At 43.8% G+C, this 26,467-nt stretch carries 18 protein-coding genes and 1 tRNA gene; 8 read left to right on the top strand and 11 right to left on the bottom strand.

Annotated elements, in window-relative coordinates; translation table 11 throughout:
• Nucleotides 1-34: 34 nt before the first annotated feature.
• Complete coding sequence (locus MYF79_RS29215; protein ID WP_247811384.1) at nucleotides 35-1,150, bottom strand: FAD-dependent oxidoreductase; 1,116 nt, start codon at nucleotides 1,148-1,150, stop codon at nucleotides 35-37.
• A 215-nt stretch (nucleotides 1,151-1,365) separates the two neighbouring features.
• Between MYF79_RS29215 and MYF79_RS29210 the strand changes: the two genes are divergently transcribed.
• Nucleotides 1,366-1,851 carry a CPCC family cysteine-rich protein gene (locus tag MYF79_RS29210; protein ID WP_247811383.1) on the top strand — a complete coding sequence of 162 codons (486 nt, stop codon included), beginning with the start codon at nucleotides 1,366-1,368 and terminating at the stop codon, nucleotides 1,849-1,851.
• A 129-nt stretch (nucleotides 1,852-1,980) separates the two neighbouring features.
• Here the strand turns inward: MYF79_RS29210 and MYF79_RS29205 are convergent, their stop codons facing one another.
• Nucleotides 1,981-3,003: an LLM class flavin-dependent oxidoreductase gene (locus tag MYF79_RS29205; protein ID WP_247811382.1), complete on the bottom strand. Its 1,023-nt coding sequence runs from the start codon at nucleotides 3,001-3,003 to the stop codon at nucleotides 1,981-1,983.
• 158 nt (nucleotides 3,004-3,161) lie between these two features.
• Between MYF79_RS29205 and MYF79_RS29200 the strand changes: the two genes are divergently transcribed.
• Nucleotides 3,162-3,965: an SDR family NAD(P)-dependent oxidoreductase gene (locus MYF79_RS29200; protein WP_247811381.1), complete on the top strand. Its 804-nt coding sequence runs from the start codon at nucleotides 3,162-3,164 to the stop codon at nucleotides 3,963-3,965.
• A 12-nt stretch (nucleotides 3,966-3,977) separates the two neighbouring features.
• The gene (locus MYF79_RS29195; RefSeq protein WP_247811380.1) at nucleotides 3,978-4,889 is read left to right on the top strand and encodes a helix-turn-helix domain-containing protein; all 912 of its coding nucleotides are present in this window, start codon (nucleotides 3,978-3,980) and stop codon (nucleotides 4,887-4,889) included.
• 201 nt (nucleotides 4,890-5,090) lie between these two features.
• Here MYF79_RS29195 and MYF79_RS29190 read toward each other — a convergent pair whose 3' ends face one another.
• The 4 genes from MYF79_RS29190 to MYF79_RS29175 are packed head-to-tail and all read right to left on the bottom strand — an operon-like array spanning nucleotide 5,091 to nucleotide 11,538.
• Nucleotides 5,091-6,062: a DUF5007 domain-containing protein gene (locus tag MYF79_RS29190; protein ID WP_247811379.1), complete on the bottom strand. Its 972-nt coding sequence runs from the start codon at nucleotides 6,060-6,062 to the stop codon at nucleotides 5,091-5,093.
• 21 nt (nucleotides 6,063-6,083) lie between these two features.
• Nucleotides 6,084-6,773, bottom strand: coding sequence for a hypothetical protein (locus MYF79_RS29185; RefSeq protein ID WP_247811378.1), 690 nt, complete (start codon nucleotides 6,771-6,773; stop codon nucleotides 6,084-6,086).
• Between the two features lie 19 nt (nucleotides 6,774-6,792).
• The gene (locus MYF79_RS29180) at nucleotides 6,793-8,268 is read right to left on the bottom strand and encodes a RagB/SusD family nutrient uptake outer membrane protein (RefSeq protein WP_247811377.1); all 1,476 of its coding nucleotides are present in this window, start codon (nucleotides 8,266-8,268) and stop codon (nucleotides 6,793-6,795) included.
• 18 nt (nucleotides 8,269-8,286) lie between these two features.
• On the bottom strand, nucleotides 8,287-11,538 hold the full coding sequence (locus MYF79_RS29175; protein WP_247811376.1) for a SusC/RagA family TonB-linked outer membrane protein: 3,252 nt from the start codon (nucleotides 11,536-11,538) through the stop codon (nucleotides 8,287-8,289).
• A 742-nt stretch (nucleotides 11,539-12,280) separates the two neighbouring features.
• On the opposite strand from MYF79_RS29175, the gene MYF79_RS29170 reads away from it, so the two are divergent.
• Nucleotides 12,281-14,029, top strand: coding sequence for a hypothetical protein (locus MYF79_RS29170; RefSeq protein WP_247811375.1), 1,749 nt, complete (start codon nucleotides 12,281-12,283; stop codon nucleotides 14,027-14,029).
• 293 nt (nucleotides 14,030-14,322) lie between these two features.
• Here MYF79_RS29170 and MYF79_RS29165 read toward each other — a convergent pair whose 3' ends face one another.
• Nucleotides 14,323-14,715, bottom strand: coding sequence for a response regulator (locus MYF79_RS29165; protein WP_247811374.1), 393 nt, complete (start codon nucleotides 14,713-14,715; stop codon nucleotides 14,323-14,325).
• 182 nt (nucleotides 14,716-14,897) lie between these two features.
• On the opposite strand from MYF79_RS29165, the gene MYF79_RS29160 reads away from it, so the two are divergent.
• The 3 genes from MYF79_RS29160 to MYF79_RS29150 all read left to right on the top strand — a co-directional run bounded on the left by MYF79_RS29160 (nucleotide 14,898) and on the right by MYF79_RS29150 (nucleotide 20,443).
• Complete coding sequence (locus MYF79_RS29160) at nucleotides 14,898-16,646, top strand: SWIM zinc finger domain-containing protein (RefSeq protein ID WP_247811373.1); 1,749 nt, start codon at nucleotides 14,898-14,900, stop codon at nucleotides 16,644-16,646.
• A gap of 240 nt (nucleotides 16,647-16,886) precedes the next feature.
• Nucleotides 16,887-19,406, top strand: coding sequence for an excinuclease ABC subunit UvrA (gene uvrA / locus MYF79_RS29155; RefSeq protein WP_247811372.1), 2,520 nt, complete (start codon nucleotides 16,887-16,889; stop codon nucleotides 19,404-19,406).
• Nucleotides 19,407-19,792: 386 nt separating this feature from the next.
• A complete protein-coding gene (locus MYF79_RS29150) occupies nucleotides 19,793-20,443 on the top strand; it encodes a hypothetical protein (RefSeq protein WP_247811371.1) in 651 nt (216 codons plus the stop codon).
• Between the two features lie 498 nt (nucleotides 20,444-20,941).
• On the opposite strand, the gene MYF79_RS29145 is transcribed toward MYF79_RS29150, so the two are convergent.
• Both MYF79_RS29145 and MYF79_RS29140 read right to left on the bottom strand, forming a co-directional pair.
• Nucleotides 20,942-21,232, bottom strand: coding sequence for a hypothetical protein (locus tag MYF79_RS29145; RefSeq protein ID WP_247811370.1), 291 nt, complete (start codon nucleotides 21,230-21,232; stop codon nucleotides 20,942-20,944).
• 154 nt (nucleotides 21,233-21,386) lie between these two features.
• Nucleotides 21,387-21,460 (bottom strand) — tRNA-Asp (locus MYF79_RS29140).
• Between the two features lie 142 nt (nucleotides 21,461-21,602).
• Between MYF79_RS29140 and MYF79_RS29135 the strand changes: the two genes are divergently transcribed.
• The gene (locus MYF79_RS29135) at nucleotides 21,603-22,172 is read left to right on the top strand and encodes a TIGR00730 family Rossman fold protein (RefSeq protein ID WP_247811369.1); all 570 of its coding nucleotides are present in this window, start codon (nucleotides 21,603-21,605) and stop codon (nucleotides 22,170-22,172) included.
• Here the strand turns inward: MYF79_RS29135 and MYF79_RS29130 are convergent.
• Nucleotides 22,156-24,438 (bottom strand): histidine kinase dimerization/phosphoacceptor domain -containing protein, encoded by a 2,283-nt coding sequence (locus MYF79_RS29130; RefSeq protein WP_247811368.1) that lies wholly within the window; start codon nucleotides 24,436-24,438, stop codon nucleotides 22,156-22,158. The two genes, MYF79_RS29135 and MYF79_RS29130, sit on opposite strands and share 17 nt — an antisense overlap.
• 450 nt (nucleotides 24,439-24,888) lie before the next feature.
• On the bottom strand, nucleotides 24,889-26,403 hold the full coding sequence (locus tag MYF79_RS29125; protein ID WP_247811367.1) for a calcineurin-like phosphoesterase C-terminal domain-containing protein: 1,515 nt from the start codon (nucleotides 26,401-26,403) through the stop codon (nucleotides 24,889-24,891).
• Nucleotides 26,404-26,467 lie beyond the last annotated feature (64 nt).

Here is a 26,467-nt window from a genome sequence, read left to right as displayed (position 1 = left end):
ACGCGAACCTATATACAGTAAAACGCCGTACAACCTAGCCGCCAAATCTTTTTCCGAAAGAGAAGTTCGGACGATGCATTGCTATCTCGTTCTCACTTGTTTCAAGCTGTGCCGCCTTTGCATAAACAAACATTTGTTGTTCATAATCGTTTATTGCAGCTTGTATTGTTTCAAATTTTCCGCTGCTGAAGTTATCCGATAAAATTAATGCATCTATCAAGCCGGTATTCACACCCTGACCTGCAAAGGGTGGCATCAGATGCGCGGCATCTCCGATCAGGGTGACAGGTAAAGGGCGATCAGATTTCCAGGGCTTGTCCAGTGGTATTTTCCTCGCAGGTAATCCGACAAAAGAAGATGTTGACCGGAATAATTGCTGGTAGCACTCGTGCCAATGGGAGAATTTATTTGACAGGAATGTACTGATGTTGCCCGTATTCTGAAAGTTTAGACTATGTTCTGGCCATTCAGGTTTTCTAATACTTACATTATAGGTCAAAGCGCCATTATTCCTTGGGTTTGCCACGAGCGTAATGCCTTCGCTGGCGATCATCAGTATGTTATTGTTGCACAGTTGATAGAACTGGCTGCATTTGATTTCCGGCTGATATACTTCGCCCTGGATAATGAAAGTCCCGGTATATTCGACTTCCGCATTCGTAACATATTTTCTTGCGCTGGACATGCCGCCATTAGCCCCGATAACAACATCTGCACTTGCCGTTGTACCATTTTCAAAATGTAAAAGCCATTCTCCATGTTGTGCTTCAAGTGCCGTAAACTTCCTGTCCCAGGCAACGGTATTGCCTGCCAGGCTTTCAAGCAGTATCTTTCTTAGATCGTTCCTGTTTATTTCAGGACAATCATATTGAGGTGTTGTTGAGTGGAAAACGTTAGCGTGGTCGTCAGCCAGCGTTCTTCCCATAGGTATTGCTGATGCGAAATAGCTTTCCAGTAATCCTGCTGCTTTCATTGCTTTCTGCCCTGAATCTTCATGGAGGTCAAGCGTACCTCCCCAGATCCTTGCCTGGGCATCTTTGTCTCTCTCATAGACGTTTACATCTACTCCCTTTTGCTGTAACAATGTCGCCATGGTCAATCCAACGGGGCCTGCGCCGATGATGGCTATTCTTTTATTCTTCAGTAGCATAATCCTGCATTGTTTAATTGCAGGACAAAATTGACGATTGTTTTTGCGTTAAAATAGCCGATTTTATCCTAAAAATAGTTGTAAAGGACTTTTATGAGCAGCAATGCGAACCGGATGTCCGAAAAAAGCTTGCACTGTTACCGGGGGCGGAAGAACGGAAGGTTGGCCATCACCATGAATTGCGGCTTTACGGAAATAGGCTAATTTTGAAGGATATGAACGAGGCTGAAATATTAGCTGCTTTCCATGCCAGGAGAGTACATTATGACACATATCTTAAGGCTAACGATATTGACCTGCATACATGCCCGGGCTGTGGTTTTCCTTCGCTCGAAGCACGGGGTGAATTCTTCATATGCATGGTCTGCTTCTGGGAAGATGATGGACAGGATGATAATGCTAATGGCGTATTCAGTGAATTGCTGGAAGCCTGGAATGTGTCCGGTCCCAATGGCAGTCTTACTTTGACCCAGAACAGGATCAACATCGGTCGTATATTGGAAACTAATGCTGAACTGAAGAATGGCGAAATTGATCTTGATACCGCCCGGGTTTTAAAGACAATAGCCTATTACAAGGAGCGTAGTGCAGAGATCGAAGATAGAATGATGGGAGATGAATCTCCATATGATCATATCTGGATAGAATCGGACGAGGTAAAGAAGGACCTGCAAATGGCGCTTGTTGTACCAAAGTCATAGTTCCGGCCCACTGAGCTGTGTTGACTTTCTGTAGTTTAGGTATGCCCCAAATGCTCCTGCTAAGCAAAATTTAAAAGCCTTCAATCTTTCGACTTGAAGGCTTCAAATTTTCCGGCGAAGTATGCTTGTTTAACGCCAGCCTAAGCCAGGGGCAACATGTTCCAGAATAGAAGACAGAACGTGTATATTATACTCCACTCCCAGGGTGTTGGGTATCGTCAAAAGGAGGGTATCAGCTTCCTGAATAGCCTCGTCCTCAGCCAATTCCCTGATGAGCTGATCCGGTTCCCCGGCATAACTTTTTCCAAAAATGGCCCGTCTGTCAGCTTCAATAAAACCGATTTTATCGGCGCTTTTCGTATCCCTGCCAAAGAAATACCTGTCCTGATCATTCATCAATGCAAAGATGGACCGGCTCACAGAAACTCTTGGTTCGCGGGTATGCCCTGCTTTTTTCCATGCTTCTCTGTACATCCTGATCTGCTCTGCCTGTTGTATGTGGAATGGCTTGCCGCTTTCATCGAACTTCAGTGTAGAACTTTGCAGGTACATGCCGTTTTCGGCTGCCCAGATAGCTGTAGCATTAGAGGCTGCTCCCCACCAGATACGTTCCCGCAATCCCTCGGAGTGAGGCTCCAGTCGTAAGAGCCCCGGCGGATTAGGAAACATGGGATAGGGGTTGGGTTGTGCAAATCCGACACCTTTGAGCTTATCCAGGAATTGCAGGGCCTTTCTGCGCCCCATATCTGCATCAGTTTCTCCTTCAGCCGGTTCGTACCCGAAATAACGCCAGCCATCAATTACCTGCTCCGGCGACCCTCTGCTGATCCCTAGTTGTAATCGCCCTCCCGAAATCAAATCAGCAGCTCCGGCGTCTTCCACCATATAGAGTGGATTCTCATAACGCATGTCGATAACACCTGTTCCAATTTCTATGCTCTTTGTTCTGGCGCCGATGGCGGAAAGCAAAGGAAACGGAGATGCTAACTGAGCTGCAAAATGATGTACCCGGAAATAGGCGCCATCTAAACCTATTTCTTCGGCCGCAACAGCCAGATCAATAGATTGCAGCAAGGTGTCAGCCGCCGTACGGGTTTGATAGCCCGGATGATTAGACCAATGTCCGAACGATAAAAATCCTATTTTCTTCATACGTCTCTTTTCAATTATAAAGAATAGCCCTTATAAAGATAGATATTATATCAATGACCGGCGCCTGGAGAAAATTCATACAATTTACATACAAACAACCGCCTTTGGGATACTAACAGGCGCATAAGACTTACCAACTTTGTCTTATTAAAAATAAGATGATGAAAGTTTCATTAATAACCGGTGCATCCGGTGGTATCGGTAAGGCTTTTGCCGAATGCCTGGCTGTAGAAAAGCACAATCTGGTATTGGTGGCCCGCTCCGAACAAAAATTAAAAACATTATGCAAGCAGCTAAGTGACCGGCACCAGATTGCTGCTTATTATATCGTGGCTGATCTGTCAAAGCCCGGCAGTGATCAGGTCATTGCTGATGAAATTGTAAAAAGGAATGTTGAGGTGAATTGGCTGATCAACAATGCTGGTGGTGGCGCAGGAGGGGATATACTGGAATACAGCCTGGAGGATTACCGCAACATGATGCTATTGAATATGAATGCAGTAGTTGCGTTGACATATAGATTTTTGCCACAAATGAGGGCGTCAAAAAGCGGAACGATTATTAATGTAGGCTCGATGGCAAGCTTCGGCCCTATACCGTATATGAATGTGTATGCTGCAACAAAAGGTTTCGTGAAATATTTCACACAGGCGCTCTGGGAGGAGAACAGGTTATATGGCATTAGAACAATGTTGTTGTGTCCCGGCGCTACGGAAACCGGTTTTTTTATTGCTGCAAAGATCGGTGAGGACAGGAAAGGCAGTTTTTCGACGAAAAGGATGGAAACACCGGAACAGGTGGTGACGGCAGCCATGAATGGCCTTCGGAAAAATAAACTCATTACCATCAGTGGTCTTCATAACAAGCTAGCCTGGTTCGCCACCACCTTGGTGCCGGTCCGTGTAGGATTGAAGATCTTTGGCAATATGATGAGGAAAAGCCTTAATTTAAATAGTCATTAAAAATGGATGACCATGAGGCCTACAGATATATTGTATATTAAAAACCTGCATCAATACTATGCTGCAACGGGTCTTGGCAAACCCAGGCATCCCCTGATCGGTATATATAATTTCGGTGACCTGCCTGCAATAAGTGTGGATGCCGGAATTAGATTTATGTTGGGTTTCTATGTTATTACCATTAAATATAAATGTAACTGCAAATCGGTGTATGGGCAAACGACCTATGATTATGATGAGGGTGTGATGGGGTTTTTCGGACCTAACCAGGTAATGGGTATAGATCCGGAGATGGCTTTTCCTGAGGATGGCTGGTGCCTTGTATTCCATCCTGATTTTTTGCAGGGCTATGATCTCAGCAGGAAGATCAGGAACTATCACTTTTTCAACTACAGCGTGAGGGAAGCACTGATACTTTCAGCGGATGAAGAACGTGATATGGAAGAATTGTTCCGGAAGATCCAAAAGGAGATCGGTCGGCCAATCGATAATTTCAGTCAGGATGTGCTCGTGGCGCAGCTGGAATTACTGCTGACATTCAGTAACCGCTATTATAACAGGCAGTTCATCACCCGAAAACCGATCAACAATCAATTGCTGACACGTTTTGAAGCACTGCTTGATGATTATTTTAAAACTGATGGCAGAAACGAAGGACTGCCGACTGTTTCCTATTTTGCTGAAAAACTTCATCTTTCCGGCAAATATCTAAGTGATATGCTTAAACAGCTGACGGGGCTTACCGCGCAGCAGCATATCCAGGAAAAGATCATTGAGATAGCTAAACAGCAATTGTCAACAACTAATCTGACAGTCAGTGAAATTGCCTATCGGCTGGGATTCAATTATTCCCAGTCGTTCAACAAGTTCTTTAAAGATAAGACTGCCCAAACCCCACTGGCATTCCGGACGCATTTTAATTAAAGGAGCCGGCATCGCAGCCTATGAGTAAAGGGAATACATAGTGATGGATCAAAAGAAAGAATAACCAGACTTAGTAATACAAAAAGAGGAAGAATTATTGCTAATTCTTCCTCTTTTAACTTAAACGGGCCAGGAAACAACTTTCGAAGTACCTGTTTTAACCCATGTTCTCCCGACAGCCTTCGCTGAGCTGTTATATTCTTAGTTAGGATCTCTCGTTACATGCTTCACTCTCACAGTTACTTCATAAGTACCTTCCTGGTAGATATTAAACTGGAACCTTGGATTTGCACTATAAACCTGCCTGTTGTCCGGTGCATACCCCCCGTCAGCTATCACATACTGACTTGGAATACGGTAATAGATCAGGTAGCCGTAAGTACTCTGCTTCAAAGGAAACGGTGTTGTCTCGAAATTGCAGGTCATTGTAGAATCTGTATACACGAGTGGGTGAAACTGTGCATAGGTGCCAAAATCACTACGGTCGCCCCTTCTGATGATCTCACCTTTTGCCGGATTAAACGGATGACCATATTGGTCGGTGATCTTCAGGATGATGTTTGTACCTTCATCAGAAGTCTTAACAATTGTTACATCAGGGGCTCCGATGTCGTAACTGGTAGTGGTACCATCCAGAAACAACGCTCCGCCGCCGCCGCCAATCACGTACGGATCATCATCCACTAATGTAAAAGAGGCGATGTTCTTAAAGGTCTTGGTACCGTTTTCGTTGGTTGCCTGGATATCAAAATCGTATTTACCCAAGGGCACTTTGGTAGTCGTATTATAGAAGGTAAATGCACCTGTATGAACATTGAAATCGAAAGGAGGTTTGTTTACCAGCTGTCTTTTCTTATTTAGCAGTTCCACCGTGGTGTCAGTATCCGGGTTAAACTCACCGATCCATTCATAGCGATCGTAAGAAGCAAAGAGTGAATCTGCATGATGTCCGGTACTGTCCCTGATATCGAGCAATTTATACACAACCGGTGCACTTGAACCATCATTACTAACCGCAACGGTTTGCTCAACTTGTCCCCGCTTTATCTCCATTGGATTATCAACATACCGTATCTGGTTACTCAGGTAACCATTTTCTACCTTTTTACAGGCAGGTGACAGTGCAACGGCTGCAAGCAATGCATAGGCAGTGGCTTTGAAAATATTATTCATGATAATAAAATAATGTAACGATTAATTGAATAAATCCTGGAAATAAGTGAATGTGTGACCATTGTTCAACACATGCAATACGCCTGTTGTCGTAATAATACCCGTCGTCTGGCAAAGTGTCTGTAATTTCTGTCCGTCCTTCAGGCCAGGCAGACCCGTAGAATCAGTCGGTACAGGATAGCCATTCTCGGTAGCGATCAGTTTGGTTAGGTAAATGTACTTTGGCCTGGTACTGAACACAGTACCATCTGTATAATCATTGGAAGGGATCAGTTGCACCAGGCGCAGTTCACCATCATTCGCTTTAAAGAAACGGCCAATTTCCGTGGTATTGTTTCTGGTGATCTGATCTTTGAACAGATAGGCTCTCAAGGAATCTTTCATCACCGCATAATCAATGGAGTCGAAGGTATATACGAGGTTTTCATCGTTCATTTTTGTCCTCAGATCGTCCTGTTTTTTTGCTATATAATTACTGATAGAATAATCAGTAACGGCAAAGAATGTCCCTGATGTATTCACTTCCTCTTTCAGTCCTGTTCTGTCAATTAGTAATAACAGCGTATCAAACAGCGGATTTGTTTTTAAGTAATCGTAAGTCGTCATATTCACATGCGGATCTGTTATACTACCGCCGATCGTATAGTCCTTCTTGCAGGAGAAGAAAGCTATCGTCATTAATATGATGGTTCCGGAAAATATCTTTTTCATGCAGCTGGTTTAATTTTAATTAAAGTTTACCCTGCCAGTAAGGTGTCTGGACAAGCGTATAGTCGTCTTTGAACATGTTAGGATCAATTGGCCATAACCATCCTCCATTATTATACTGGTTCCCGTTGAAGGACTCGTTGTAGTCCGTCAGTTTTTTGCTTCTTACAAGGTCAAAATACGCGTGTCCTTCAAAGAATAGTTCTTTCAGGCGTTCTTCCAGTATTGCAGTGGCCAGGTCATCACCAGCAGGGCCACTGTAATCAGGAACGCCCGCTCTTTTACGCACCTCATTTAGTAATGTAACTGCTTCTCCATCACGACCTAACTTATTCAACGCTTCTGCTCTTAACAGTATGATATCGGCGAGCCTGAATATATTCAGGTTGTTGTTTAATCTCGGATCCTGTTTTGTTGAGCCATCGGCATAGGTAATATTGGCATATTTGATAACTTGTCCGTTAGACGACTGGGACCGAAAGAAAAACTTACTGTAACGGATATCTGTAGCACTATCTGCTGCATACAGCTTGTTTACATAAATGGTGCGTACCGGCCACTCAAGATATCCTTTACCATAAACGAAAGGTTGCATCAGGGTAACAGCAGAACCGTTGCCACCGCCATTCAGAGCGATGCCTTCGTTCTGTCCGCTGTTGATATTGATCTCGAAAATGCCTTCTGCTGACCTGCCGATGAATACAGATTCATAATTCGCAGAGTCGACCAGCTGGTAACCTCCCTGGGTGATCACAGTATTGGCGGCTGCTTCGCAACCGGCATAATCGCCTTTCCATGCCCTGATATGTGCTTCCAGCGCATAAGCGCTTCCCTTGTTCGCCCTCACGGCGCGTTGCCCTTCGTCTTCGTAACCAAAGGCCATATCTTTTTCAGCAATGCTCACATCTGCCAGGCATTGAGCCAGTACAGCATCGGCAGTGCTTCTTGGGATATTTAAAGCAGCATTGGCGTCATAGTCGGGTGTAAGTTTCAAGGGCACGCCGCCCCAAACCCTGCTCATAAAGAAATAAGTGAAAGCACGCAGGAAATATGCTTCACCGATGATATGCGACTTAGTGGCCGGATCAACAAATTTTGTCGAGTCGATTCCCGGTACTTTGGCGATGATCAGGTTCACCTGCTGAAGCAGTTTATAATATTTCTGCCAGTTCCAGTAGCTGCCGCCGTTTACGTTCAGGCCCGTAAAGAGCCCTAATGCCACATTGCTGTTGCCGGAGTCGTAGTTACCGTTGATCAGGAATTCACCGGCGGGAACGTCGCCATACACATGCCATGTATTATCTGCGATGAGGATATTCCTTAGCAGTGCATAAGCGCCGGCGATGGCAGTATTTGCGTCCGATTCATTGGTGAAATATGCCTCTGTGAAAGTAGAGTTGTGAGGCTCCAGATCCAGTATTTTACTGCATGATGATACTATCATGAGGGGAGCCAGTAGTAAGACGATATATATTGTATGTACGAGTCGTTTGTTCATGATCCTGTTTTTAAAAAGTTATAGGCTGACATCCAGTCCAAACGTGAATTTCTTAGGAAGTGGATAACCACTGCCGCTATATACACCAAAAACATCCACTTGCTCAGCATCAGGTACGTTCTTGGATTTCTGGAAGATCTTCAGGTTGTCTACCAGGCCATAGATGCGTACTCGCTTCAGATGAACTCTTTCCAGTAATGCAGGATTTAAGCTATAACCGAGGGATACTTTCTTAATACGCAGGTAGGTGCCGCTTTCTACCCATTGAGAACTTACCAGCGCATATTTATAACGGGTACCCGTTACAGAGCTCAGGGAAGGATACTGTGCGTTATCACCCGGATTATACCAGTAATTGATACCACTCAGGTCAGGTAGCGAGTGCGTACTGATGGAGTGCAGGGGATTTGAATCGCCATCATCCGTAGGTACCAGCTGGGACAATCTTCCGGCTAAGTAGTCATTGTAGATCTGGCGGCCGGCAGTGAAAGTACAGAAGATGTCCAGCGTGAATCTTTTATAACTGAATGTGTTACTGAAACCGCCAGTCAGTTTTGGATTCGGATTGCCGGTAGGGACATAGTCTGTTGCGTCCAGTACACCGTCACCATTGGAGTCCTGCCAGATCGGGTCGCCACCTTTGAATGGATAACCATAGAAGTTCAGTGCCGCACCTGTTACAGGGTTCACCGGTACATCAGCATCAGTTTTATAGATGCCGGTTGCTTTAAATGTATTGTAAGTGTTAATAGGCTGACCTTGTCTCAACAGGTATTTATCGAGATAGATGTCACGGCCACCATTTGGCAATGAGGTGATGATATTATCGTTGTGGGCGATGTTTAACAGGAACTGCCACTGGAATGGTTTAGCCGGTGCAAAGACATTGGCAATGAACTGCATTTCCACCCCTGTGTTCCTCACACCAATGGCATTGGCCGTGTTAGTGGAATAACCGGTAGTAATAGGCACTGCCAGTGTAAAGATCCCACCATGTGTGCTTTTCACATAGGCATCTGTTACCACGCTGAATCGTCCGTTCAATAAAGTGAGGTCCAGGCCAATGTTAGACTGGCTTGTTTTTTCCCAGCTAAGATTTGGATTGGAAAGGCCTTTATCGAAATTGAGGGAGATAGCAGGAACACCATTGTAAGTTAATGACTGGTTGGCGCCTGTAGCAGGGTTGGTGCTACCAGGGAAAGCACCGGCGCCAATGTTGTAGGTGTTATAAGACAGGTAGTTGTCGCCACCATCCGGCTGACGGCCGGTTTCACCATAACTTGCACGCAGTTTCAGCAAAGTAAGCCAGCTGCTCTTGCTTTTCAGCCATGGCTCATCACTAACCACCCAACCTGCAGACACTGATGGGAAATAACCCCAACGGTTGTTTTTACCAAAACGGGAAGACGCATCCGCGTTCATTACGGCAGACAATAAATAACGTCCTTTAAAGCCATAGTTCACACGCAGGAAACCGGTCTGAATACCACTCTGCAACAGGTCGCTGCTGGTTTCAGCCAGGTTCTTGTCCAGTACGGTAACCGTCCGGATCTGGTCATTTGGAATACCTACTGCTTTTGATATCGTAGCCCTGTATTCCATATATTCCGTATTCTGACCCAGCAGGAGGTTCAGGGTATGGTGCTGACCAAATCCTGTGGTGTATTGCAGGGCATTACTTAACAGGTAGTTGTTCCTGTTTTCAACGAAGCTGGATGCAGCACCCGTTCCGTCTCTCCTCACTGCGCCCGGGGTGTATGAATCCGAACGTGCTGAATGCGCAGAGTAGGATATTACCGTGTTGAAACTGAATTTCTTGGAGATCTTCCAGTCAATTACAGGACTGATAGACAGGTTATCATCTGAGTTACGGTCTGTCTGATTGGTGGTATTACCAAAAATAAAGGCGGCATTTGCAGGTGATAAATATAATGTTGATGATGGTAATGGACTGGAAGCATAGTAACCGCCATTAAAAGGACCATAACCGCCCGACAGATCATTGATAGACCTTGGTCTGTCTGATCTGGAATAACGGATAATGGTGTTGATATTCAGTTTTGGAGATAAATTCAAACCTGTATTGCTGCTGAAACTATATCGCTTAAAACCGGATTTCTTAATGATGCCCTCTTCGTCATAATAGTTAAGGGAGTACCTGTAGTTGACAAGATTAGTTCCTCCGCTTACAGAGAGATCATAGTTACCAACCTGACCTGTTTGATAGAGCTGTCCCTGGTAGTCATTTGCGTTGTTAAATGCAGGGTTCAGGCTGTCAGTCAGGATCTGGGGAATGTTCTGCAGGTTTAAATATTGCCCATAGTGCTGGATCAGCGCCATCTTACCTCTGCGCTCTTCCGCCCCGATCACTATTTTATCAAGGCTTGGCATATCAGTGATACCATGATAGGCAGAGAAATCAATCTTCGGCTTACCGGTAATACCACGCTTGGTAGTGATGATGATCACACCACCGGCGCCTCTTGAACCATAAATGGCCGCAGCAGAGGCGTCTTTTAAGATGTCAATGCTCTGGATATCATTTACGGCAATACCCGCCAATGCGTCCGTATTGGTACCGCTACCATAATTGATAGCAGCGATATCTTCAGTGCTTTGCGGCACACCATCAATTACATATAAGGGACCACTCAATGCGCGGGCGAGACTTGCTTTACCCTGGGCAGTAGTGAAATCACTGTTGATATTCCTGCTCACCGCTGTGTTACCACGCATTACCACGTTACTTCTTACGCCGGGCTCACCGGAAAAGTTCTGAACATCCAGACCAGGAGCGCGACCTTGTAGAAGTGCGTCCAGTGAAGGTGTTGGAACATCCAGCAGGTTTTTTGGATTTACAGAGGTAACAGAAGCTGTTACAGTTTTACGGGATGCTTCCTGGTAACCAATAACCACTACATCTTTAAGATCTGTTTTATCGCGCCGCAGTACAATGGACACATTGGCGTCGGGACCTTTCACTTTATAAGTAAAAGGCAGATACCCTACAATCGAAAACGTCAGCGTACTACCTACGTTGGCTTTAATAGTAAAACCTCCGTCTATATTTGAAACTGTACCTGCCTTGGATTCGGAGATACTGATGGATACGCCGGGAAGGAAGGTGCCGTCTCCTCCGTCCTTAATGGTCCCGGCAATACTTACACGCGCGTCTGTGCCCTGTGCCCTGGCGAATACGGACATGAGGGTGAAGACGAGCGTTAATAGCACACTACAGCCGTAGCTGTATTTTGTCAAATTAACAGTCATGAACTAGATTTTAATGCTTGCTGATTATTGCGAATTGGTTGATTATGCCCTGCGGCAACAGATTTAATACGGGCTTGATTAATGCTTTCCCCGGTATTGAGATATCATAGATTTTTTATTGATAATAATAATTGGCATGACCTGTCGTCAAAAAAAGTACATAGAGCTACATAACTGTATGTTGCTCCACAGTACATATTAATCCCCATCCTTGTGTTGCTCGACTATCTGTTCTTAACAGATTTCCTTTTGGTTGATGTAACTATTAATTTGTGACAAGATAGTGCGTAATAAGTAAATAAGTTGTCAATAAATACTAAACAGATTGTAAACAATCTTAAATGAAATTTAAACTGTATTATCAGGCATGAGTGCGAGCACAGCCAACCATTGTATTTAGTATGCGGGTTGTTTTTAAAGGTACCAGTATAACACCCCGGTTAATGCCTTAGCGCGATAATTCATATGGTGTGTAAGATGAGGCCAAGGACCGGGAGTATGAGCCTGCGGAATCAGTAAGAAGATTTAACCGGTATAATCGGCCGGTGGCAGACTGGGCATAATAACGGACCTTAACGGGCGATAAACAGATTAATTTATTTAAAAATGTGTAAATATTTGTTTTTCGACCACACTGGTCTTATATTGTTGCCCGAAAAAGTAATTGGACAATATACCTTGAAATAAAGACGTGCCCACCCGGAGCCGTGTAATTATTATTTATCATATACCTATTTCACAAATGAAACATTGTAGTTTTTTGCTGGCCTGTATCGGCCTTAGTATTACCTGTTTTGCCCAGAAACCAACTATCAAATGGGGGGAAGAATTTAAATTACGCAAGGGGAGTAGCGACCTGGAAGTAATATCCGTGGACAAAACCGGCGCCTATCTGCAGGAAAGTCACCAGGCCCTGAAAGGTTATTTTGTGGTAGCTGCCACCACCCGTGAATCGGCTTCCCTTATAAAAGTAGATAAGAATTTAAATGAAGTGTTCCGGAATGATTTTAACAAGGAACTAAGAGGTAAGGAATTCGTGCAATTCTTCCCATTTGGTGATAAATTGTTCCTGATCTCATCTGATTACAGTCGCCGGGACAGAACAGAAGCTATTTATGCTTCCGCGGTAAATAAAGGCACGGGAGAGCTCACCGGGGAATTTAAAGAAGTAGCCCTCCTGCAGAAAGAGGAGAAGGCCGATGATATTGATTTCAAAATTACCTACAATGCAGACAGCACCAGGATCATATTGGTGAGCAGCATAAAAGGAAAGGAAAGAAATGAATACAAGGTGCAGGAATTTGATAAAAATTTCAGGGCAATCGGTAAACCTGTAGTGCTGACAAATGAGTTTGAGGCAAAGAAATATCAGCTTCAGGACCTGTTGTACCTAAGCAATAATAAGATCCTGCTTGTAGGAAGGGTGTATGAATATGAAGAAGGTAAAAAGAAGAAAGCGAAATTCCTGGATTTCACCAATTACAACATCCGCCTGTATGACGAAAAAGGAAATCAGCAGACGGAAATCAATACCGCTGTCAACGGTAAATGGCTGAACAGTACGAAAGTGGTACAGGAAAAGAACAAAGACCTTGTGCTGGCCGCATTCTACAGCAATAGCAAAAAGGGTAAGACCATTGATGGCCTGTTGGTGCAGAGGATCAATATAAACGACGGGACGATCATCTCTACCAGTGATAAAGCTATTAATAATTCCCTTTTAACTGCAGACAATGGTGATGATGATAAAGATGATGATGATGATAAAGATGAAGACAAAGAGGAAAGAAAAGAAAGGGAAAGGCTGAATAAACTGAAAGATGAAGGTGAAGGGTTCTCAAAATATATGCAGTTCAGGAACATTTTTTATACCCCCGACAATGGACTGGTTATACTGGCAGAACAATATCATCAATATGTGACTGTTTCGAGCACTGCAGGTACGCCTGGTGCTGCTGGTATGATGACAGGCGGAAGCTCAACTACCACTTATCATTACCTTTCCGGCGATCTGTTGATGTGTAAGATCAATGCTACCGGGGATATTGGCTGGCTCGAGATTCTGCCTAAAGATCAGCGGGAAACAATATCCATTACCGGTCCTTCTTATAGTATGGGTTTCGGTCTCAGTTATAGTTATACCGGATACTTTGATTTGGGAGGCAGGCCTTTTTATTCCGGTTTTGGTGCTATGCAATCAGATGACAATATCCAGGTCATCTTTAATGATAGCCCTAAAAATACCGGCGTTACGCAGGCTGGTCAGAAAGCAAAAAAGATCTACCGTTATGCCAAGTCTGATTGTTATGTACTGAATATCGATGCGATCTCCGGCAAACTTGCAAGGAAACAGTTCTTCTCCAACACGGAGGTACCTACAGCGATGCCGCGTTTAGGGTCTATTATTAACAATGAAATGTATCTGATAGGTAAAACGGACCGTACGTTTGGAAAAACCAAACTGGCGATAGGTAAGATCACTTTGAAATAACATTTGTGTTTAAATAGTGTTGTCCCTGATCAGATTTAATGATTCACTTCCGGATAATTGCCGGGATCGGGGACGTACCCGTCATCGGCCGACAAACAAAAAGCTTCTGGCTTTATATTTCTTTTTGTAGCATATTAGCGCCAAATTGATGGTCAATTTGGCGCTAATATACCAGCAGTCAGCTACAATAGAGAAATTGAATAGGTTGTTAAAATGCGAAGCTGAAATGATATAATTACTCTTCACATCTCACCAGGGGTTTAAATTGCAAAGGCGACGGTGTCGGAGGAAGTTTAGGATGGCGAAGTAATTGCATCTTCTGTTTTCAGCAACTCCGTAACCGTTTCGTGCAACTGTGCTTTGGTAAACGGCTTTTTCAGAAAAGCGTCAGCGCCATTTTCTAAAGCTACATCCTCAGCGGCCGCGTCAACACCAGAGATCATGATCACTTTTGTTGTAGGGTGTTCCTTTTTTACAATGCTAAGAAAGTCGATGCCGAAACCGTCAGGCAGGCGATTATCTAATAATATTAAAGAAGGCTTTTCCTGTAGAAGATATTCCCCAGCTTTGGCAATGCTTTGTACATGTTCTATTTCCATTCCCTTGCCTTCCAATAGTATATTTATAAGCAGGCATAGGTCACCTTCGTCTTCAATGATCAATACTTTGCGTGTTTTAGTTTTCATACTTGCATTTTTAATAACTGTTAGAGGTTAAAAAGCATGCCAAATGGCACAGGCCACGCCCATAAGGCTATTTTTGGTTCATGATCAGTACCTTTGGAATAGTAAAGAATATCTATGCCCGTGGTTTGATCCATAACAGTTAAACTACGGACGATTTATCGGCTGAATAAAGCACTGCCTACATGCTCACATTGAAAAATTTTGAATTACAACTAAGTGATAAGATCGTCCATCGGGGAAGGGAATACTATGAGAATGCAGCTGTTGTTGATCTGGAGGAAACGGAAGAAGGTTTATGGTATGCGGAAGTGACGGGAAGCGATACATACCAAGTGGAGGTGAGGTTGCTCAGAAAGAACAACATAGCATCATATTCATGCGATTGCCCGTATGAAGGTGACATCTGCAAACATGTTGTGGCAGTCTTATTTCTGCTGAAGGAAGAATTATCTAAGGCCCCGGCCCCCCAAAAAGGCGATCCCAAAAAAGATTTTAAGACCTTATTACAAAAAATAGGTTTAGAAGAATGCCGGGAATTTATTCTGACGCATGCTGCAAGCGATCAAAAGTTCAAATCTATATTTGAACGCTACTTCGCGGATAAAGATGGCGACATGGATATAGGTAAGAGCTATACCCAACAACTAAAAGGCTTGATACGGAGCAATTCAGGCGGAGATTTTATTGATTACAGATCTGTTCAACAATTGGCAAATGAGATTAATGGATTACTTGATGAGGGGCGACGCCTGTTAGAAAAGGGCAATTTTCATAACGCGTTTATTTTAGCAAGATCAGTATTGACGGAAGTCATCGACCTTATTACTTATTGCGATGATTCCGGTGGATACATTGGAGATATTATCAATAGTGCCATAGCATTGATAAAGGTTGTCGTGGAGGAGGAAAAGGCAATGACGGATGTGCAGGCAGAGATATTTGATTTTATACGATCAGCGGTAAGCCTTCCGGTATATTTCGATTATGGTGATTTTGGACATGATATGCTGGATGTTTATTTTACCCTTGCCATAAAGTTAAATGAACAGGCGTCCTATCTGAATTTTATTGATGGTCAGATTAAAAAGACATCAGAAGACGAGCATTCTTATAGGAAGGATTATTTTCTTGTGCGGAAAGTAGCATTCTTACATGCTATTGGGAATTTTAGTGATGCTCAGGCACTTCTTCGGGAAAATTTAGATATTGTTGATATTCGACGCGGCGAGGTTAGGCGCCTGGTAGAAAAGACCGATCTTTCTTCGGCTAAGCAATTAATAGTTGAGGGAATTGAACTTGCCCGAAAAAAGGACCATCCGGGAACGGTAAGGCAGTGGGAGGAAGAGCTTCTCCACATTGCTGTTTTAGAAAACGATAAAGATACAATAAGGTATTATACAAAACATTTTGCTTTTGATCGGGGCTTTCATCAGATTTATTACAATCAATGGAAGAGTAGCTTCGACATGGATGAATGGGAAGAGGAAATAGAAAAATATATTGAAGAAAGAATAACAGGTGTAGAACTACAATATCAAAAAAATAAGGGAAAAGTATGGTATTCGCCAGATACACTACTGCTTGATGTACTCGCTCCTATCTATATTGAGGAGAAATACTGGGACAGACTGCTGAGTCTTATGAGCCAGGAAATAGATCTGGACCGGCTGTTACGGTACCATGATCATTTAGTGAATATTTATCCCATACAGCTGTTAGCATTATATCTTCCCGCCTTTGGGCGTAAAGGTGATATAGTTGGAAACCGTCGGGAATATACGGATCTGGCTATCAAAATGATAATGGTGATTGAAGCTATTCCTGAGGGAACGGATGAAGTCATCACTATTGCAGAGGAAATATGCCGTAAATATCCCCGCAGGCCTGCTATGATACAAGAGCTGAATAGGGTTATTGAAATGCGGGGGTAAAATCGCCCACAAATCAAGGCTGTTTCGGTTCTGAATAATGCGCATATCACGGGAAAGATGGGCCTGCCGGCATAAATATGGTCGAAGTACTTTTTGAGCTGGGTGTAAAAGCCAGGTCTTTGGCGGCGGCATCTGGCAGCATGCCGGTACCCGAAACCGCCGTATTTTGATAGTATGGTATTTGCTGTAAGTGCTATAGCTTAAACTATAGTAGTATCAAAACGTTTGTAATATTCATTTATGAAGGAAGGGCAATCTAAAAAAGCATCGGCTGGCGATTTTGTTCGCGTGCGGGGTGCAAGGGAACACAATCTTAAAAATATCAATGTTGACATACCGCGTAATGCGCTGGTTGTTTTCACAGGCGTATCGGGTTCAGGTAAATCTTCGCTGGCATTCGGAACTTTGTATGCTGAAGCACAACGCCGTTACCTGGAATCAGTCTCACCTTATGCAAGACGGTTATTTAACCAGATGTCCGTCCCTGAAGTGGATGAAATCGAAGGTCTGCCTCCTGCTGTTGCCTTACAACAACAACGCGGTGCAGTAACCACACGTTCTTCTGTTGGTAGTGTAACAACGCTATCCAACCTGCTCCGTATGTTGTTTTCAAGGGCAGGCGACTATCCCAAAGGACAATCGATCATCTACGCTGAAGGCTTTTCACCGAATACACCCGAAGGGGCCTGTCCCAACTGTCACGGGCTTGGCCGTATCTATGATGTGACCGAAAAATCGATGGTACCGGACGACAGTCTCACGATCCGTGAACGGGCCATTGCTGCGTGGCCTACAGCCTGGCAGGGGCAAAACCTGCGCGAGATACTGATGACGCTGGGCTATGATGTAGATAAGCCCTGGCGTGATCTGCCGAAGAAAGACCGTGAGTGGATACTATTTACAGACGAACAGCCAACCGTTCCTGTGTATTCAGGCCTTTCTGCAAAAGAAATGAAGAAGGCGCTGAACCAAAAATTGGAGCCGAGCTACATGGGCACGTTCACAGGTGCTAAGCGGTATGTAATGCAGACCTTCGCGAATACGCAAAGCCAGCTAATGAAAAAGCGGGTAATGCAGTTTATGACGGGGGCAGATTGCCCGGTGTGCAATGGTAAAAGGTTAAAAAAAGAATCTCTGTCTGTAAAATTTGCCGGCTATGATATTACAGAGATATCGCGCCTTCAATTGTATGAGCTTAATAAAATTTTTAGTCCTTATGCCAGACAGGCATCGTTTGATAAAATAAATGAACTGCACCCTGAAAAAGCAATGGTGGCTCAACGTATTGCGGAAGATCTCGTGGCAAGGCTGTCTATAATGCTTGATCTCGGCCTTGGCTACCTTACGCCGGAACGCAGCACGCCTACGCTGTCACCGGGTGAGTTGCAAAGACTACGGCTTGCAACGCAGGTACGTTCAAATTTATTCGGCGTTGTGTATGTTCTCGATGAACCTTCTGCGGGCCTTCATCCGGCGGATACTGAAGCATTGCTGCGCGCGCTGGATAAGCTGAAAGACGCTGGCAATTCGCTTTTCGTAGTCGAGCATGAAGTGGATATCATTCGGCACGCTGACTGGGTGGTAGATGTCGGTCCTGCCGCTGGTGTTAACGGTGGTGAAATTCTATACAGCGGGCCTTTAAGCGGGTTGCAGAAAGTGGAAACCTCTGTTACCCGGCGATATATAGCACAGGCAATCCCGCCTAAACGAACTGCACGTACTACGACAAGCTGGCTACGTTTGGAAGGAGTTTCCCGCAATAATCTCAGCAACCTGGATGTTTCTTTTCCCTTAGGCGTTTTGACGAGTGTGACAGGTATTTCCGGCTCAGGTAAAAGCAGCCTTGTCAGCCAGGCGCTTATAGAACTCGTTGCAGCGCAGCTTGGCCAGGAAATAGATCCTCCAACTGAAGATCAACAGGATTTACTTCAGGAAGAAACAGTTCTTTCTTCAGGGCGGATAACGGAAGGTATGGAACGGGTTAAACGCATGGTACGGGTGGATCAAAAACCGATCGGCCGTACACCCAGGTCTAATCTTGCTACGTACACCGGCTTATTTGACCATGTGCGTAAACTTTTTGCAGCAACGAAAATGGCGAAAGCGCGTCATTACGATGCAGGCCGTTTTTCGTTTAACGTAGCCAAGGGCCGTTGTCCACATTGCGCCGGTGAAGGCTTCGTAATGGTAGAATTGTTGTTCTTGCCAAGCGTGTATTCCCCCTGTCCTACCTGCCACGGCACGCGCTACAACGACAAAACGCTCGAAATAAAATACAAGGATAAGAATATTGCTGAAGTACTTGCGATGCCGGTAGATGTTGCGTGGGAGTTTTTTGAAGAAGAGGAGATCTTGCGGCGTAGCCTTAATGTTGTTCGACAGGTAGGCTTAGGTTATTTAAGGTTAGGTCAGCCTGCTACAGAATTATCAGGCGGTGAGGCACAACGCATCAAACTGGCAACGGAATTGCAGCGTTCGCAGCGTGGCGATACGCTTTATGTGCTGGATGAACCGACGACAGGATTGCACCCGGCAGATGTAGAGAAACTGATGGTGCAATTAAATTCGCTGGTAGATGCGGGCAATACGGTGATCGTTGTTGAGCACGACATGCACGTTATTGCGCAGAGCGATTGGGTGATCGACATTGGGCCGGGGGCCGGCGAACAGGGCGGAAAGATCGTTGCTGAAGGAATACCGGCGGCGGTTGCCAAAAATAAAAAGAGTGAAACAGCTGCTTATTTATCCCTGTACGTATGACCCGGGTCGCAGGCTAAAATGACACCAAATCAGGGTATTCATTTATCAGGCAACTGACAACAGATTTTATAATCAACCGTTATGCGAAGACGGGTTTCATTAATCCAATCACAACATGACAATGCAAAAACAAATATGTCGCGATGGACAGTTGCCTTCATTTTGACAACAGTTCTTTCTTCGACAGGGTTACACGGACAGCCGTCATCTTCTACTGCTTTTGTATTCCGTCTTTATGACAATGGTTCGTGACATGAACTTGAAAATCTGTTAAGACTAACACAATAGATGATTATTTAATTATAATGTTTTCTAAAAACTGAATATATTCGTTTGTACAGCAATACAACCGTTAGCGGATATTTAATAGCAGGCAATCTTTATAGATGAGGATAATTTTGATACTTTCACTTATACTTGGATCTTACTCGATTGGGCAGGGACAAAAAGCCGGCATTAATCTATCTGAATATTTAAAGCCCAGATGTGATACCTTAGTCTATAATTGTATTTATGATTCTTACCACGCGTCAGGTCTTCGTGATACAAGCGAACTAGTTTACAGGAAAATCCTTATTGGTAAAGACACTGCTTATTATATTTCGACCGCAGATGATACGACTGGACGTTGGGCTCAGTGGGCAAGCTTTTCAGGTTCTGCTATGATTTTCAGGAATGATTCTGTATGGTTAGCGTCGCTTACCGAGAATCAAAGTCCAACTGAGTTGACTGAAAAGAATTTCAATCATATTTTACCACCAAACTTACGATTTTCCAAGCCATTCGACCTGGCTAAATTGAAATGGAGTTTTGTGATGGGAGTCTTTATAAAGGATTATCAATTTGAAGATCTTTGGATAGGTGACACTGTTCTTAAGAAATGTATTAAGCTGAACTTAATAGTGTATGACAGATCAACAAAGCCGAACGATGCAACTGTATGGTTAAGCAAAGAATATGGAACTGTAAAATGGGTTCGCACAACGGGTCGTGTAGAGGTTTTAGATTTAACCCAATTTAGAAAGAATTGCCGCTAACAAACATTGCATTGACCATGTTGTAGTCAGCCCAAAATTAAGACTGTTTGGAAGCTGTTATAACCACAGGTGCCAACCTACGGGACACTAGAGGTTGCGGACCCGACGGGACAACTATCGAATCAATTTGCTCGGATTAGACAAGATTTATCGGTTCGGCAAGCAAATTTTGTAAGCCCTGCCAAACACAAATCACGGAATATGGTATGGGGAATAAATAATTTTGCTGCCCTCTGGTGAATTAAGCAGATCGCAAAATTCTTATACTTGTCCGAATCCTCAGTAAACAACCAGTTAGTTTCCGTTCATAAAGCACTGTAATCCATCGAAGCCCAGATCAGGAGGGATATGTTTAAATAAAAAGAAATAAGCAGTGGTTGCTTATTTCTGTTGTAATATCAATGTTGTTGTGTGACCAAGTTCTGTTAGGCAGGCTCAGCATCGTATTTTGAAGATGCTTGTTGGAGTTGCTGTATGCCATACATACCGTGAATATCTCTATGCGTTTTCTCTTGTATTTACAGCTTTGTATTGATTTGTCCATGTGTCGGTAGAGGAAAGGAAAGCGGGGTTATCGTAATCGAGTGACCCCTGTTCTGTCATTTTTTTGACGATCCAACGGAAGTAATAGTGGTTAAATAATCTCAGGAATTCTGTGAAGTAGATATCAGCCACTCCGGGATTACCTTTGATGGTCATCATATTCTCATCATTGTCAGTAGTGGACGGACCACTGAAGTTAGCCGAGCCAGTTGCAATAATACAATCTTTCTGCAGCGGATCTTTCAAGCGGAACTTGGAGTGTACGGTCTATGACCGCGAAAAACGGCAATATCGAACCGAAAAAGTGAATTTTGTCTTTCCCGGATTGCCCGACTGCAAAGGGATTGGGCAGAAAACGAAAAAGGGGACAGTCATTTTTTTTATGACTTGTCCCCTTTAGCGGACCAGACGGGACTCGAACCCGCGACCTCCGCCGTGACAGGGCGGCATTCTAACCAACTGAACTACTGATCCTTTTTGTTCGCCGGGGTGCAAATATTGAATAAATATTTTAAATAGACAAATAATTGTTTAGTGTGTTGCCTGCCATCCCTGCCAGGCTCCCCACCAGGACATTTGTCCTGCTTCCCCGGTTATTTTTTACAATCTTTGCACCATGAACAACATTGCTATCTTTTGCGGATCTAACTTCGGGAATGATCCGGTTTATACCAGTCTGACCAAGGAATTGGGCAATTGTATTGTAAAGAACAAACTCAGGCTGATCTACGGCGGAGCAGCTGTTGGTCTGATGGGAGTTGTGGCCGACCAGGTATTGTCACTGGGAGGGGAGGTGATTGGCGTATTGCCGGAAAAGATCTCCAATACGGAGATTGCCCACAAAAACCTTACGCAATTGCATGTTGTAGCTACCATGCATGAGCGGAAGGCAATGATGGCGAACCTCGCAGATTGTTTTATAGCAATACCCGGCGGGATAGGTACCCTGGAAGAGATTATAGAGGTGTTCACCTGGGCGCAGCTGGGCTTTCATAGCAAGCCTTGTGGCATTCTCAATGTGAATGGTTACTATGACAAGCTGCAGGAGTTGTTGATGACAATGTGCAGTGCAGGTTTTTTATCTGAATACCATATGAAGTCTCTGGTTTTTGATGATGATCCGGAACGTTTACTGAATACAGTGCTGCAACAAAAGGTGGTTTATCAGCCTAAATGGGTGAAGTAATTGCTTCTCCGGATGTAGTAAAAGCTTGTTCTTCCTGGTATTTAAAGCTGACCGTAATAATTACACCATTCCTGCTCTGTATGTGCAATGTGCCGTCCAGTTGTTCGGCAAGAGTGTTCATGAGCATCATTCCCATCGACTGTTTACGGTCCCGATTATTATCTTCTATGGGTAGCCCGACGCCATCGTCTGCGATTATAAGTGTCAGCTGTCCGGGAGATGTCTCCTGCAGGGAGATCTTAATAAGCCCGTTCCCGGTAAAAGCATATTTAATGGAGTTGGTGATCGCTTCATTTAGTATCAGTCCAATGGGAACGGAATGTGATACATCCAGTTTTATGTTGGCTATCTGAAGATCAAACCGGATCTTATTAATACCTGAAAAGCCATCTTTCAGGTATTCAACCAGGTCTTTGATATACGCGCTCATTTCTATCAGGGCCATGTTCTCAGATTGATATAATTTCTGATGAATGAGGGATATCGCCTGCATACGGTACCTGCTTTCCCTTATGGCGTTGAGTGCGTCTTTATCATCGAGGAATGCAGCCTGTGTGTTCAGGAGGCTCATGACTATCTGCAGGTTATTTTTGACGCGGTGGTGTATTTCTTTTACCAGCCATTCTTTTTCTCCCAGTAATTTATGTTGTGTGGCAATGAGATCCTGGAGAGATATGTTTTTCTCGTTGATCTCATTCTGTTTTTGCATCAGTTGCCGGTTGTTGCTCAGTTTAAGCTGGTAACGGTTATATCCCAGTGCCAGCATAATGACCAGCATGACGGCGCCTGCAATGATCACATTCCTGGTAAAGCGGACTTTGTCCAGTGCTGCGCGTTGCAGCTGCGACTTACGTGTGAGCAGTTCAATGCTCTGTTGTTTCTGTTGTGTTTCAAACTGCACCTGTAAGGTACTTATTTGTATTGCCTTAGAGATGTTGAACAGGGAATCGTTGACAATTTTATACTGGCGATAGTGTTCGACTGCTTCTTTGTAATTGCCCATGGCGGAATCGGCCTGGAAAAGATCGTGATAGGCGACTGACTGCAGGCTTAGATTCTTTGACCTCAGCGCCGTTGCAATCACGTTTAAGGCCAGCTGATGGCTTTTCACATAATCACCGGTTATAAGATAATACCTGGATTCAATGTCATCTGCAGATGCGTGCAACATGTCAGGCAACTGGTTTTTGCCTTTGTGTACGATGCGAATATAGGGGAGAGCTGCATTATGTTGTTTAAGATCCATATGACAGCCCGCGATGAATATATACATCCACATTTTTTCTGCGAAGTCAGTGGGCGGATAATTACGTTCCAGCCGTTTAATTACGGCCAGGGCTTTATCAGGTCTTTTCTTCATTGCATAAGTCGCCGCGGTATTGATGGACAGGAGACGCAGTGTAGATGTATCATTTAGCTTAGATGCTATGAGCCAGGCTTTTTGGTAGTATTTTAATGCTTCGTCCGATTCTCCCATATAGTGGTAGAGGAGTGCCAGTCTGTTATAAACCGTAGCATTTGTGCTTACTGTGTCTTTTCGTGACTCTACCACTTTTACGGCAAGCAGGTTGTACTTGAGTGCGTTACCAAAATCTCCCAGGCGGTTATAGCCTGTTCCAAGAAGCGAATAAACATCAGCGCCGGGTTCCACTTTAATTTCATCATAAATGGCTACCGATTGCGCCAGTGTTTCTGTCAGTAATTTGAAGTCGTCCGTGACATTGTAAAGATCTCCCAGCACATACAGCGTATGTGCCAGTCTTTCCTTCAGGCCGGCAGCTCTGTAAAGTTTAATGGCCTCCTTGTAACAGCTGATCTTAATGTCCAGGTTTTCCCTGGGTTCCAGGCTATAATAGTTAGCCAGTTCGACATATGTATCTGCGAGATAGGCGCTCTGCTGCCATTTTTGAAAAATGCTTTTCGCTTCCAGGGCGTACGCTTTTCCTTTCGCTGTTATTTGTTGCTCACGCAGGATATTTGAATAGAGCAGGTAACTTTGTCCCTGCCATATTTTATTGCCTGCTTTTATAGAAGATGCCAGTATTTTATCTGCAAAAAGGGTAGCGCTGTCCATATCGATGCCGACGGCACCTGGCTTCATCACATACATGTATCCTGCATTCAGCAATATGCGCATCTCCGCGGTATCCGGGCGCTCTTTTTTTATCAGCTCTTGTAGAACTGCGTATGAAGGCAGCTGCTTTTGTGCAAGGCATTGTAATAAACACCCCATCATACAACAGGAAAGCAACAGTATCCTGTTCATATGCTAATTATTTTTATAGACATTTTTTCTGATTCCTGTGCCCTGTTCCGCTGGACATGTTGGAGACACAGGTTTGCATTAAGATGGCTCATCACGACAGACGAAAAGTACAATATTTTTTATGATCATGCAATCTTTAACCCCTGTTGAAGGTACTATTTTAATAATGTTAAAGTGACACTTGCCTGGAAGGGCTATTTTTTTCAATTATTATAAGTGGCAGTGTCTTGCGTTGGTATTTGATATTTCAGTTTTTAGATTGATTGAAGCTCATGCTTCACGTCAGTTACGAAAAAACAGGTACGCTGTGTGTCGATCTTTGCCTGCTGATCTTTGTCTAAGAAAAAGTCAGCACTTATTAAGAACACCTGCTTACAAACAAAAGCCGGATGAAAAGTATCACCCGGCTTTTATACCTACCCCCTATTGGTCCAATTATGAAATGTTTTTTTAATAAGATGCAGCGGTTGAAAGGTCTGTCGTGAAATTGGTTTGTGTATATTGTGTACCAAACCGGTCAGTTGCAACAATCTTGACTGTGGCACCCGGATCTTTAAGGGTGTATTTATAAAGATGCTCAGGGTTAGCAAAAGCTTTTTCAGTAAGTACGCCGTTATGATACCCTGTAGCCCAGGCATCAATACCAGTAAAACGTTCCATAGTTCCTGTTTTGACATTATTCTCGTACACATCCACCTTCCAGCTACTATCCATGTTCCAAACATTTGCTACAATCTGTGATGAGGTCAGGTTAAAACTGAAAGTCCCGTTTGGTCCGCCAAATGAGCTGTTCCCTCTATACATTCTGATCTGGAAGTCTTTAGGATAGCGTACCGATTTATAATACCAGTTTTTAACAGCATTATTTTCAACCTCAAAAACCTGGTAGCCATTAGGGGTACCATCGGCATTAATCGTTGATGACCACCACCGGCCGCAGGCCGCTCCATGAATATGCTGATAAAATAAAGGATTAGCGGAGTTGATATTATTTGCGTTTGCGTGCAAATGCCCTGCCATAATATGTACTTCCTTATAACCGGCAAGCAGATTTTTCATCTCTGTCCCTCCGGTATTCAAGGTATGTCGATGATATGACATTACGATCACCTTGTCTTTACTTACATAGCTCAGATCCTGCTGTAGCCAGATTAACTGCTTAGCTGTAAATCCGGAAGAATATGAGCCATCAGCAGCAAAAATAATGTCATTCATACATATAAAATGCACATCACCCACATTAAAGGAATAGTCTAAGGGCCCAAAAACTGCACTGAAAATTTCGCCATTTTTAGTCTGGTTAGTTGCTGACTTGAATAGATCATGATTACCTGCTACCACAAATGTTGATGGCGAAATAGTAGCTAACGATTGTCGGATCGGTACTAACAGGTCTTGCTTATCAGCAACAACATCACCTAACACCAACGTATAGTACGGCAAACTTTCTCCGTTCATATTTGTTTTTATGTCGTCTACCGTTTCGTTTTTAAACCTGTTCAGTTCTGCAGTACTGGCAACCTGAGGGTCTGATATGCCGATGATTTTAAATTTTGTTTCCTTTGCTTTTTTGATCAGTGTAAAATCAGCTTGCACAGCATCTGACAATGGAGCTGTTATCTTTTTATAAAACTCACGAAGTCCGCTGCTGCCAACACTTGCGTTGTATTCTGCCGGCGCAGAAAAGTAGACGAATTGGGCTGCTGAATCCCTTGTTAAGGTATAGTTTCCATTATCATCTGTAATAGTGCAAGTAAAGCCATCGCTTACAACCACATTCTTCACCGGGTTGCCAATATCATCCTGCAAATGTCCCGTGATATTATTCGCTAATGTTACTTTTTTAATTGCATCTGGCGTAGAATGCAGTGTGTTTGCATACTCAGGCTTCTTACATCCAACGGAAACAAGAAGCGAAAAATAGATGAACAGATTTTTTATATGAAATATTTTATTTGATTTCATGGCTTATATTTTAAATAGCTAAAATTCAATTGAGAGTTTGGTTCCAGACGGAAGGGTAGGTCAA

This window comes from Chitinophaga filiformis, from assembly GCF_023100805.1.
In the GTDB taxonomy this organism is placed as follows: domain Bacteria; phylum Bacteroidota; class Bacteroidia; order Chitinophagales; family Chitinophagaceae; genus Chitinophaga; species Chitinophaga filiformis_B.
This window is presented reverse-complemented; position numbering and strand designations above follow the sequence as displayed.